The organism is Winogradskyella ursingii (genome assembly GCF_013403975.1).
GTDB classification, from domain to species: Bacteria; Bacteroidota; Bacteroidia; order Flavobacteriales; family Flavobacteriaceae; genus Winogradskyella; species Winogradskyella ursingii.
In genome coordinates this window covers 570,542-583,196 of the sequence record NZ_JABFDH010000003.1, presented here as the reverse complement: position 1 = coordinate 583,196, position 12,655 = coordinate 570,542, and the positions used below count along the sequence as shown (strand labels likewise).

Here is a 12,655-nt window from a genome sequence, read left to right as displayed (position 1 = left end):
TTTCAAACATAGAATAAAAATGAATGGGTAGAAGTTATAACTATCTTAAATTTTAGTTATAGATTTTTTTAATGCGGTCTAAGTTTCGCTTGTTATCTCGGTCTTTGATGGTTTCGCGTTTGTCGTAAAGTTTTTTACCCTTGGCAAGCGCAATTTCAAGTTTTGCCAGACCTCTATCGTTAAGAAATAAGCGTGTAGGGATAATTGCATTTCCCTTTATGTTCACCTCTTTTTCGAGCTTTTTCAACTCCCTTTTGTTCAGCAGTAATTTGCGTTCTTGCTTAGGTCTATGGTTGTAGTGCGTACCGTATTTATATTCTTCGACCGTCATGTTAATAACAAAAAGCTCACCATGTTCATTAAATTCACAAAAACCTTCGGCAATAGATGCTTTGCTGGCTCTAATGGATTTGATTTCCGTGCCAGTTAGTACAATTCCTGCAGTATATTTATCCAATATCTCATATTGGAATCGTGCTTTTTTATTGAGAATGTTGACCTTGTTTTGCATGTATAGCAAAGGTATGAAAGTAAGTCTGAAGTTTGAAGAAGTAAGCTTGAAGTTTTAGAAACATCATTGTAAAAACATAACAATTGACTGATCTTATTTTATTGTTAAGTGTAATGATTGGTTAACTTTGCGACTTCCTATTCAAAAGTATAAATATGAAATATTTGATTGTTGTTTTTGTCGCTTTCACGATTCTGGGTTGTAAAAATAAAAACGATTCACAGGTTGAAATTCTTACTGCTAATCAAATTATTGATAAATCCATTGAAGTTTCTGGAGGTGAGAAGTTTGGAAATTCGGATATAGGATTTAAATTTAGAGACAAGTCTTATGCAGCCAAAAGGAACAACGGAGATTTTTTGTTATTGAGAGCTGCGGTAGAAAATAGTAACGACTCAATTTTTGATGTCCTCACCAACGATGGCTTTAGACGTTTTATAAATGATGAAGTTGCTGTGTTGGAAGATTCTATTGCAAGCAATTATACAGCCTCGGTAAATTCCGTTCATTATTTTTCAGTTTTACCATATGGTCTTAATGACAAAGCTGTTAAAAAGGAATTAATAGGGGAGGAGCGCATCGATAATCATGCCTATCATAAAATAAAAGTGACCTTCAGTGAAACTGGTGGTGGTGAAGATTATGAAGATGAATTTATTTATTGGATTAATCAAGAAACTTTTAAGTTAGAATATTTAGCTTACTCATATAATGAATCGGACGGCAAAGGCATGCGATTTAGAAAAGCGTATAATGAACGGTATATTAATGGTTTACGTTTTGTGGATTATAATAATTATAAAACCGAGGATAAATCCGTTTCACTTACCGAAATGGGAAAAGCGTTTGAAGCCGATAAGCTTACTCTACTTTCTACTATACAGCTTAACGACGTTACCGTAGATTTACTCAACAACTGAAACTTCTGAGGTTTTCTTGTTTTTTGCTATTATGACTTTGAAGAGTCTAGAATTATCATCGTCTGACATGTCCTCATATTTTTTCTCGCCCAAAAGCCCGTTGGTAAACATCGGAGTGGTGTTACTGTGACCAACAATCAATACGGTCTGTCCTTTAGTTTTAGCTAAGAATTCCTCAAAATTAATATTACTAGGATTGTAAAACTGTAAATTCACATTGTTTGCTGTTGCTGTTGGCATAGCAGTTTGTTTGGTACGATTGTAATCTGTAGAATACACTGCGTCAAATTTTATATCCTCAAAATGTTTAGCCCAGTTTTCTGCACGTTGTAAGCCTTCATCTTTCAAGTTCGGATTGCGATTGGATTCATCAGAGCGATCTTTTTCAGCATGTCTTATTAAATAATAGGTTGATGTTGCCTCGTCTTTATCTTTGTCTTTTTTCTGTGCACAAGATGGAAAAGCAACCATTGAAATGAGAAGAATTACGATGAGTTTTTTCATGACATATAACAATTATTAGTTGGTATGCGATTTTTCCAGAGGCCCTTCCCAGATTACCTGTTCTATCATCCATTTGCCATTGTCTTTTGATAATAGCATATAATCAATTCCCCACCAAGCCGTAACTTTACCAGCAGCAATGTGATTGCCCACATCTAAAATCTCTATTTTCCTGATTACATCACTTCCCTTCTGTTGTTTTTTTTCTAGAACATTCTTGGCATAGGCAATAGCTCTATCGTAAGTCATTTGATTGGAAAATTCATATGCTCCAGTGTCTTTATTTTTCCAATAACCAAATTTATATAATTTTGGTTTTAATGCGGACTGTAATTTGAGGGTGTCACCTTGATAAAAGCCTTCGATATAGTTGTTGAGTGTTGCTTTTATAAGTTCTTCGTCCGAAGATGTTTGTGAAAATGATAAAAAACAAAAACTTAGCAGAACAATCGACAGAATAGATTTCATAATCAAGCATTTTTGGTTGATTATCAAATATAGGATAGAAATTTTGCGTGCTTATGAAAAAGTTTGTTAAATAATAAGTTTATTAAGAAGCTAAGTTTGTCATATATTCTGTCATTATATTAACTCCAGAAGATGTACCAATTCTATCCACGCCAACTTCAACATATTTTAAGGCAGTTTCGGCATCATTAATTCCGCCTGAGGCTTTTACTTTCAATTTATTCTTCACTGATTTTCTCATAATTTTTACAGCGGTTAGTGTGGCTCCACTTTTAGAAAATCCGGTTGAGGTTTTAACAAAATCAGCATTTGCATCAATACAAATTTCACAAGCTTTAACGATTTCATTTTTAGATAGGTCGCTTATTTCAAGTATAACTTTTAAAGGAATTTTGCCGATGGCACGTTTCACATCGCTGATATCTTTTAAAACTGCCACATGATTTTTGCTTTTTAAACGGCCAATATTCATTACCATATCTATTTCTGAAGCTCCTTGATCTATAGCTGTTTTGGCTTCATGAATTTTTGCTTCTGTAGACATTGCTCCTAAAGGGAAGCCAATGACTGAGCAAATTTTTATCTCCGATTTTTCTAAAGCTTGTTTTGCAATATGTACATAATCGCTATTTATACAAACTGCGCAAAATTGGTATTTAATGGCTTCTTTACAGAGTTTAAGAATATCTGCCTCAGTAGCAGATGCTTTTAAAAGGGTATGATCTATATATCTATTCAATTCCATTGGGAAGTAGGCTTTTTTTAAAATTAAACATGACAATTCCGATTATTTGAGAATTATCAAATAGAATTTATATTATTAATGTAAAAGTTGGAATTAAATAGCTAGACAAAAGTATATATTTATCCGTTAAAATGCTGCTTTATAACAAAATTTTATCATGTATTTTGTCGAATAATTGTTAATAACTTCGTAGCTATTTCAATATGAAATAATTATACATGATTGCATGGTTAAGATTTATGCAATCAATTTACCCTAGATGTAGGGCGTTTTGTACGACGGTTAAAACTAATTTAGTTTGTCTTTTGTCACTTTTTCATTCAGTATTTGGTGCACCCACTGAATGGCTTTGCTTAAAGAATCAAAAATTTGATAGGGTTTGTCAAAGAATTGTTTTTCATATTGAGCGCTTTTTCGCATAGTTTCAGTTAGGGGAATCATCGCTATAGCTATTAGATTCGGAATTTGTTTAGTTTCCGGATATACCAAAGGATTTACTGAATAAGATTTTACCCTATTTGACACATAAACCATGTCTTTGCCACTGAAATGTTCTTGAATAACTTCGTTCAGCTTATCGTTATGATGAGGTTCTATGACCACACCTTCTTTAATTTGGTTGATAATGAACTCATCAAAAATGAAACATTCTGAATCTTTAAAGTCGTAATATTTAATAATGCCCATTTTGGTCGGATTAATTATCGTAAGGTATAAAATATAATATTTCTGTTTTTGAAATAAAAAAGCAGCACATGTTATAATTTCTTAAACCTTGTGCTGCTTTTAACCAACCAATCAATCTATAGACTGTTTTTATAATAGTTTGTTACAGTCTATTACATTTATTTATAAATCTTCACTAACTAAATCTCCTTGGTTTCTAAACACCAATTGACCGTCAAATTCATCGAGAAGGATAATGCTATCCGTTGTCACTTTTCCTGCTAAAATTTCTTTACTCAGCTGATTGAGGACTTCTTTTTGAATCACTCGTTTTACTGGTCTCGCACCATATTCTGGATTGTAACCTTTATTAGCTAAATAAGCCTTCGCTTCTGGTGTGGCATCGAAAGTAATACCTTGCTGACCAATCATTTTAGTGACATTTTTAAGCTGAAGACCAACAATCTTAACTATATCTTTTTCAGATAAAGGGGTAAACATAATGGTGTCGTCGATTCGATTTAAAAATTCCGGCCTAACCGTTTGTTTCAATACACCTAAAACTTCCACTTTAGCCGCTTCTATTGCTGAAGGAATATCTTTTGTAGCTTCAAAACGCTGTTGAATAATATCACTTCCCATATTTGAAGTCATAATAATGATAGTATTTTTGAAATCTGCAATTCTACCTTTGTTGTCCGTTAATCGTCCTTCATCCAAAACCTGCAACAAAATGTTGAAAGTATCTGGATGCGCTTTTTCAATTTCATCCAAAAGCACTACCGAATAAGGTTTACGTCTTACAGCTTCAGTCAACTGACCTCCTTCATCGTAGCCCACGTATCCTGGAGGTGCACCAACCAATCTACTTACCGCGTGACGTTCTTGATACTCACTCATATCTATTCGCGTCATTGCACTTTCATCATCAAAGAGGTATTCTGCAAGTGCTTTTGCCAACTCTGTTTTACCTACACCAGTAGTACCCAAGAATAAAAACGTTCCAATTGGTTTTTGTGGATTTTGGAGTCCAGCTCTGCTTCGTCTTACAGCATCACTCACGGCTTCAATAGCTTCTTCTTGTCCTACGACACGCTTGTGCAACTCATCTTCAAGTTGTAACAATTTTTCACGTTCGCTTTGTATCATTTTGGTTACAGGAATACCTGTCCATTTGGCAACAACATCTGCAATATCTTCGTAAGTGACTTCCTCTTTGATCATCGAGTTGTCCTGCTGCTCTGATAATTGTTGTTGGAAGCCTTCAAGTTTTTCCGTCGCCTCTTTAATTTTTCCGTATCGGATTTCAGCCACTTTTCCGTAATCACCTTCTCGCTCAGCGCGTTCCGCTTCAAGTTTGTAGTTTTCAATATCCTGTTTTGTATTTTGGATATTATCTACCAATTCTTTTTCGCTCTTCCATTTGGCATTGAGCTCATTACGTTCTTCTTTTAGATTTGCTAAATCTGCTTTTAAAGATTTGAGTTTGGTTTCATCTTTTTCACGTTTAATGGCCTCAATTTCAATCTCTAGTTGCATGATTTTTCGGTCGAGAACATCCAATTCTTCTGGCTTAGAGTTGATTTCCATTCTTAATTTGGAAGCCGCCTCATCCATAAGGTCAATGGCTTTATCCGGAAGAAATCTATTGGTTATATAACGGTTAGAAAGTTCTACGGCTCCAATAATCGCTTCGTCTTTAATTCTAACTTTATGGTGTGTTTCGTATTTTTCTTTGATACCACGTAAAATTGAAATAGCACTTTCGGTATCAGGTTCGTTCACGGCAACTTTCTGAAAACGACGCTCCAAAGCTTTGTCTTTCTCAAAATACTTTTGGTATTCGTCTAGGGTAGTTGCACCAATGGCACGCAGTTCGCCACGGGCTAAAGCTGGTTTCAAAATATTAGCAGCATCCATTGCTCCTTGTCCGCCACCTGCACCAACGAGTGTGTGTATCTCATCGATAAATAATACGATGTCACCTTCACTTGTGGTCACTTCTTTTATAACCGCTTTTAAACGTTCTTCAAACTCACCTTTATATTTGGCACCAGCTATAAGTGCTCCCATATCTAAAGCGAAAATTTGTTTGTCCTTTAAGTTTTCAGGTATGTCACCATCAATAATTCTATGTGCCAACCCTTCTGCAATCGCAGTTTTACCAGTACCAGGCTCACCGACTAAAATTGGATTGTTCTTGGTACGACGTGATAGAATTTGAAGTATTCTTCTAATTTCCTCATCACGACCAATAACTGGATCTAATTTTCCGTCTTGTGCCAATTGGTTCAAATTTTTGGCGTACTTATTTAAGGAATTATATGTTTCTTCTTGACTCTGAGATGTAACTCGATCTCCCTTTCGCAATTCTTCGATTGCTGCATTTAGTCCTTTTTCTGTGACGCTTTGGTCTTTTAGGATCTGCGCGATTTTACTTTTAGATTTAAAGATGGCTAAAACTAAGTGCTCAATGGATACGTAATCATCGTTCATCTTTTTGGCGATAATTGATGCTTCATTCAAGGATTTACTTCCCTCACGCGACAACATTATTTCGCCACCAGTTACTTTAGAAAAACTCTCTAGTTCCTTATCTAAAACTTGTTGAAGTATAGATACATTGACATTCAATTTTTTCAAAAGAAATGGTAATACATTCTCATCAACATTGAAAAGCGCTTTGAATATATGCTCGTTTTCAATTTGTTGATGTCCAAAGCTCTGAGCAAGTTGCTGTGCCTGCTGTATAGCTTCTTGTGATTTAATGGTATAATTATTAAAATTCATATGTTTTATATTTTGTATTTCTTAACGTCTAAGAATTCTTTAGAGATTCTCAATTAACGCTTTAAATGAAATTTTTTTATATTGTTTTGATTATCTTTAGTCAATAATCTTACCAATTTGGTTATTAAAATATTTTAAGACAATATGTCTGTTTAGCCTAGTGATAACGTGACTTTTTGTCGGTTAGTAAGATTGTGTTTTTGTTTTGACCTAGCGCGAAAACAAAAATGATTAATTAAAATTACTCATTATAAAATCTTTATATGTTTAAAAAATTATTCGGTTCATCGGAGCCAAAAGAAGAGAAGATATTGCCTTGGATTACATTGGCAAGTAAAACTCAAATAGAAGATATTGTCGAAAAATCTAAAGCTACAACGCAATTAATTTTCAAACATTCTACACGATGTGGTATAAGTCGTATGGTCATGAACCAATTTGTGGCAACTTACGATATAGATATTAATGCAGACTTATACTACCTTGATTTGCTCAATCATCGTGAAGTTTCGAACGAAGTGGGTTATCGGTTTCAGGTAATGCACGAGTCACCTCAGCTTTTAGTTATTAAAAATGGAGTAGCAGTAGCACATGCCAGTCATGGTGCTATTAATGATTTGGACTTAAATAGGTTTATTATGTAGTTTATAGGATTTTTTCTATCTATCATTAAAAATTTATGATATTTATTTAGCATAAATAGAGTAGGCCTTTTTATTATGATAAAAAAAAGAGATGTATCGCTGGATATTATATCAGGAATATTAATTATTCTCATTATTTTATATCATGCTGCGCAGTGGGCAAAACTCTCTGATACAGAAATCTATAAAAATGCACTGAATTTCTTTTACTTTTTAATGCCTTGGTTTTATTTTAAATCGGGTTATGTTCATAATGACAGCTATTCCTTTAGAAAAATGTTCAAAGTTTCTTTGAGCCCGTTGATTTTTCTTTTGGTGATAGGCACATTAATAGGATACATTTTTACACTTCCAGGCCTAATTCGAAGTGGTGAATCTATTTTTGTAATAATTGCAAAACCATTTCTTTACTTAATAAAATCTGGTATGACCTTAGGAAATCCTCCTCTTTGGTTTCTTTTGTCTTTATTTTTTGTGAAAGTAATTATAAGTTTTATTGTTAAATTAAGTTATAAGCTGATAGGACTATCTATAATAGCTTTTGTATGTGTTGGTTGGGCACAAAGTTTTTATTTTCCAAATCTTAATTTAGGTGCACATCAAGCTTTGCCTTTAGGGATTTCATTCTCATTATTGGGTTATTTATACAGAAAGAAAAAAGTGATTACTAAAATAAGCAATTACAAAATACCTGTCATTTTAGTAACACTATTATCTTCTATTTTTATGACGAGTTATGTTCATGTTCACTTTAATGAATTAAGATATGGTTCCTATTGGATTTATTTTATTAACTGTGTTTTGGCCATAAGTTCAATATTGATAATATTTAAGTATATAACATGGAAACCGCTCATATGGATTGGACAAAGAACTTTTATTTTCTTCATTGTCCACTGGCCATTATTTTTTATAATTTATCAAATATGCAGACTTTTGGATGTTTCTAGAAGCGGATGGATTTTTATGTATATTTTGAGCATATTCGCAACTTTAGGCTCAATAATAATAGCTTATTATTTTCCTCACAAATATTTGATTTCAGCAAGTTCAAGAATTGTGGAATTAGGTAAAATAAAATTAAAGAAGACACCTATAGCGAAATTTTTTTATAAAGCTAATCCAACTAAAAGTGAAAATAGAATTAATGAAAATTAGTCTAGTATGAAGAATTAAATAAATTAAAATAAAAAACCTCTCCAATTAGAGAGGTTTTTTATTTTAACTATTCAACTTATAGGATTTAATAATTTGTTTCAATTTAAATTTTAATTCCTCACCAGTGTCATAAACCATTTGGGCGTCTCTTGGAAACGGCACTTGTCTTTGTCTTAGAAGAAAAAGATCGTCTCTGTTCAAAGCGCGCTGGTCTCCTCTAGATCTTCCAAATATATTTTCGAATGTGAAACCGCTATCGATAACAAATTTATCCACGATTCTATTTTGTTTTAAATCAGTGTAAATGACATCGGCAATCACCTGTGCGGATTTCGTCTGTATCACTTCTACAAATCTAGCTTTTACATTTACGATTTTATCTATTTTAATATCGTTACCCAAACTGTCTTTTGCTACATTTCCGTTATTATCTAACAGGTATTCCCAACCATCAACGATATTTCGCTGTCTCAGTAATTGTCTTTCGTTAATACGCTCTGGAGAAATGTTAATACTTTTTAATTGCAACTGCATGGCAAAATCATAATCAATGGAATTATCTGCTGTAATGTGATATTGTGTCCATAATTGGTTTAAGCCATAAGTATTAAAGTCCAATAATTCCTCTTCTAATTGTTCAGGAATCAATTGATTTGTGTTGTTTTGTAAAGAAACATGTACATAGTCTGTTCCTTTATGGTGTGCCTCATCAATTAGATTTCTGGTTTCCTCAAAATTTGGGTTAATGCGATCTATGTATCTAAATATCTCGTAGGCTTTTCTAGCATTATATTTATCTTCAGAATCCAGAAGAGTTATACCTTGACCTATCAAATAATCAGATGTCTTATATCTGTAATCTACAATCTCGGACGCATAGTCATTAAATTTAAGATTAAGACTTTTTCCATTAATTTTTAATGGCAATATGCGCTTAATAGCATTTTGTCTTTCTTCTAAATCTATATAGATTTCATAAATTGTTTTGTACTGTTCTGGATTACCGTCTTTTTTAAAATGCGCAATAGTGCTCAAATCCTCCTCCAAAACTTTGTAATAAGCATCTTCAAGCATAACAATATAATCTTGCTTACGCTTTTTGTCTTTGTTGTTTTCGAGCTTTTGTAAAGCCTCTTCAATAGCCTCATCGTAATTTCCGTGACTAATGGCTGTTTCAATTTGTTTCTTTGCACTACAAGATATTAGTACAGAAACTAAGACTGATAATAGTAATAATCGTTTCATAATCTTGTGTTTTAAATTAGACTTATGAATAGGATTTCAATTATGATGCCAAAATGAATTGATGAAGTTATGAGGTTGTAAATCTGTAAGTTATTTAATTTGCAAGAGACTTTTGTTACCAAGTAGTTGTTTTCAAATTATAAATTAAAAAAGCTCGTAGTTGAAAATTTTTTTCAACTACGAGCTACCATCTTCAACTACAGACTTTGCTATTTTTTCTTTTTCGGATTAAAAACCGGTAACAATTTGGTTTTTATTGATCCAAAGCCAATACGTGTACCATCCTTTTCACAATAGCCGCGCATGATAACAGTGTCGTTATCATTGATAAATTTTCGTTCTGTTCCATCCTTCATTTTTAGAGGCTTAGTTCCTTTCCAACTAAGCTCCAACATTGAGCCATAAGAATCTTCAGTTGGCCCGGAAATCGTTCCGCTACCCATCATATCACCAGAATTCACAGGGCAACCGTTCACAGTGTGATGTGCTAATTGTTGAGCCATATTCCAATACATATATTTAAAATTGGATTTTGCAACCACGGTTTCTTTTGCGCCTTTGGGCTGTATTCCTACTTCTAAGTTAATATCGAAACTCTTTTTGCCTTTAGTTTGAAGATATTCTAAAGGCTTTGGATCTTGTTTTGGACTTTCTACTCTAAAAGGTTCTAATGCATCTAATGTTACAATCCAAGGTGACATTGATGATGCAAAGCTTTTTCCTAAAAATGGTCCTAATGGTACATATTCCCATTTTTGAATATCGCGCGCAGACCAATCATTAAATAGAACTAATCCAAAGATATATTCTTCAGCCTCGTTAATAGGAATGGGTTCTCCTAAATCATTCGCGTCCGTTGTAATAAAAGCCATTTCGAGTTCAAAATCTACAAGTTTAGAGGGTCCAAAAACTGGACTTTTGGCTCCCTCTGGCATAGTTTGACCTTGAGGTCTATGTACAGGGATTCCTGAAGGAATGATTGAAGAACTACGTCCGTGATAACCCACAGGCATATGTACCCAATTGGGCATAAGTGCATTTTCTGGGTCTCTAAACATGGTACCAACGTTTGTGGCGTGTTCTTTACTTGCATAGAAATCTGTATAATCGCCAACTTGAATCGGTAATTGCATTTCAATTTCATCTAAGCGAAAAAGAATACGTTCTTTATGTGGGATGTTATTTTTTAAAGTATGATTTTCAGCATCAAAAATTTTGGCAATACGGTTTCTAACAAGTCGCCACGTTTTTCTACCATCTGCTATAAAATCATTCAAAGTATCTTGAAGAAAGATATCGTCGGTCAGGGGAATGTCCTCAAAATATCCTAATTGATGTAAAGCCCCAAGGTCGATTGCGGTATCTCCAATCCGAGTTCCTATAGTAATAATATCATCTCTAGTTAAGAATACTCCAAAAGGAATATTTTGAATCGGGAAATCAGAATCTTTATTTACGTGCAACCACGATGTTCTGTCTGGATTATTGGCTGATAATGGCATATATTATTGTTGATTAAATGTTCATTAGTTATACTCAAACCTACATATATTTTTATTTTTAAACTAATGTATTCACTATTTTTGTATTGATTTAACAAAGAATTTATATATGCAACGCGACGAACAGATTTTTGAACTGATACAAGCCGAAAAAGAACGCCAAATAGATGGTGTTGAACTCATTGCCTCAGAAAACTTTGTGAGCAACCAAGTTATGGAAGCTGCAGGTTCTGTACTTACCAATAAGTATGCAGAAGGTTATCCTGGTAAGCGTTATTATGGCGGTTGCGAAGTGGTAGATGAGGTCGAGCAAATAGCAATTGACAGAGCAAAAACCCTTTTTGGAGCTGCGTATGCCAATGTTCAGCCACATTCTGGAAGCCAAGCCAATACAGCAGTATATCATGCATGTTTAACTCCTGGCGATACTATTTTAGGTTTTGATCTTTCACATGGAGGCCATTTAACACATGGTTCACCGGTGAATTTCTCAGGTAAACTTTATAAACCAACATTTTATGGCGTTAAAAAAGATACGGGTTATATTGATTACGATATGTTGGCAGATCAGGCAGAAAAGGAAAAGCCTAAGATGATTATTGCGGGTGCTTCTGCTTATTCGAGGGATATAGATTTTAAAAAATTTAGGGAAGTTGCCGATAGTGTTGGTGCTGTTTTACTAGCAGATATTTCTCACCCTGCAGGACTAATCGCTAAAGGAATTTTAAACGATCCGATGCCACATTGCCACGTTGTTACAACAACAACACATAAAACATTACGCGGTCCGCGCGGAGGTATGATTATGATGGGAGAAAATATTGATAACCCATTTGGTATAAAATTGAAAAATGGTAACCTCAGAAAAATGTCTAGCTTATTGGATTCTGGAGTATTTCCCGGAAATCAAGGCGGACCACTAGAACATATCATTGCCGCAAAAGCAATAGCCTTTGGCGAAGCTTTAACGGACGAATTTATGCACTATATGCTTCAAGTAAAGCATAATGCAGATGCTATGGCTAAAGCATTCGTAGCAAAGGATTATAATTTAATATCAGGCGGCACAGATAACCATATGATGTTAATTGACTTAAGGAATAAGAATATTACTGGCAAGGACGCAGAGCAAGCATTGGTTAAAGCAGATATTACAGTTAATAAAAACATGGTGCCTTTTGATACAGAATCTCCATTTGTAACTTCAGGTATTAGAGTAGGGACACCAGCGATTACCACAAGAGGTTTAAAAGAAAATGACATGAGCTATGTAGTGGATCTAATTGATGAAGTCATCATGAATTATGAGAATGAGACTGTACTTGAAGGTATTGCTAAAAAGGTGAATGAATTAATGAGCGGTAGGCCTTTATTTGTGGCTTAAAGTTTAAAGTTTTAGAAATTTAAAAGCCTTTCAATTAAATTTTGAAAGGCTTTTTTGTTTTTCGTTTTATCGTATGCAGAGTGAAATCTTAATATCAATTTCAAGACAAATTTTAAAA

12 protein-coding genes are annotated in these 12,655 nt (G+C 33.8%); 4 read left to right on the top strand and 8 right to left on the bottom strand.

All coding sequences use genetic code 11. From position 1 onward, the window contains the following. Window positions 1-52: 52 nt before the first annotated feature. Window positions 53-511 carry an SsrA-binding protein SmpB gene (smpB, locus tag HM983_RS10045; protein WP_179345277.1) on the bottom strand — a complete coding sequence of 153 codons (459 nt, stop codon included), beginning with the start codon at window positions 509-511 and terminating at the stop codon, window positions 53-55. Window positions 512-666: 155 nt separating this feature from the next. Here smpB and HM983_RS10040 point away from each other — a divergent pair, with 155 nt between their 5' ends. Beyond that, complete coding sequence (locus tag HM983_RS10040; RefSeq protein WP_179345276.1) at window positions 667-1,431, top strand: DUF6503 family protein; 765 nt, start codon at window positions 667-669, stop codon at window positions 1,429-1,431. Here HM983_RS10040 and HM983_RS10035 read toward each other — a convergent pair. From HM983_RS10035 to clpB, 5 genes are all read right to left on the bottom strand, one after another. Then, complete coding sequence (locus HM983_RS10035; RefSeq protein ID WP_179345275.1) at window positions 1,417-1,935, bottom strand: SixA phosphatase family protein; 519 nt, start codon at window positions 1,933-1,935, stop codon at window positions 1,417-1,419. The two genes, HM983_RS10040 and HM983_RS10035, sit on opposite strands and share 15 nt — an antisense overlap. Window positions 1,936-1,950: 15 nt before the next feature. Further along, a complete protein-coding gene (locus HM983_RS10030) occupies window positions 1,951-2,403 on the bottom strand; it encodes a nuclear transport factor 2 family protein (protein WP_179345274.1) in 453 nt (150 codons plus the stop codon). 82 nt (window positions 2,404-2,485) lie between these two features. Beyond that, on the bottom strand, window positions 2,486-3,148 hold the full coding sequence (gene deoC, locus HM983_RS10025; RefSeq protein ID WP_179345273.1) for a deoxyribose-phosphate aldolase: 663 nt from the start codon (window positions 3,146-3,148) through the stop codon (window positions 2,486-2,488). A gap of 288 nt (window positions 3,149-3,436) precedes the next feature. Continuing rightward, entirely contained in the window at window positions 3,437-3,835 is a 399-nt protein-coding gene (locus HM983_RS10020; protein WP_179345272.1) for a hypothetical protein, read from the bottom strand. Window positions 3,836-3,997: 162 nt separating this feature from the next. Further along, window positions 3,998-6,604: an ATP-dependent chaperone ClpB gene (clpB, locus tag HM983_RS10015; RefSeq protein WP_179345271.1), complete on the bottom strand. Its 2,607-nt coding sequence runs from the start codon at window positions 6,602-6,604 to the stop codon at window positions 3,998-4,000. 263 nt (window positions 6,605-6,867) lie between these two features. Here clpB and ytxJ point away from each other — a divergent pair, with 263 nt between their 5' ends. Further along, window positions 6,868-7,248 carry a bacillithiol system redox-active protein YtxJ gene (gene ytxJ, locus HM983_RS10010; RefSeq protein ID WP_179345270.1) on the top strand — a complete coding sequence of 127 codons (381 nt, stop codon included), beginning with the start codon at window positions 6,868-6,870 and terminating at the stop codon, window positions 7,246-7,248. A 75-nt stretch (window positions 7,249-7,323) separates the two neighbouring features. Next, complete coding sequence (locus HM983_RS10005) at window positions 7,324-8,406, top strand: acyltransferase family protein (protein ID WP_179345269.1); 1,083 nt, start codon at window positions 7,324-7,326, stop codon at window positions 8,404-8,406. Window positions 8,407-8,469: 63 nt separating this feature from the next. Here the strand turns inward: HM983_RS10005 and HM983_RS10000 are convergent, their stop codons facing one another. Then, window positions 8,470-9,651 (bottom strand): hypothetical protein, encoded by a 1,182-nt coding sequence (locus HM983_RS10000; RefSeq protein ID WP_218841848.1) that lies wholly within the window; start codon window positions 9,649-9,651, stop codon window positions 8,470-8,472. Between the two features lie 209 nt (window positions 9,652-9,860). Then, window positions 9,861-11,153, bottom strand: a complete 1,293-nt coding sequence (gene fahA, locus HM983_RS09995) for a fumarylacetoacetase (RefSeq protein ID WP_179345268.1) — start codon at window positions 11,151-11,153, stop codon at window positions 9,861-9,863. 109 nt (window positions 11,154-11,262) lie between these two features. On the opposite strand from fahA, the gene HM983_RS09990 reads away from it, so the two are divergent. Next, window positions 11,263-12,537 (top strand): serine hydroxymethyltransferase, encoded by a 1,275-nt coding sequence (locus HM983_RS09990; RefSeq protein ID WP_179345267.1) that lies wholly within the window; start codon window positions 11,263-11,265, stop codon window positions 12,535-12,537. Window positions 12,538-12,655 lie beyond the last annotated feature (118 nt).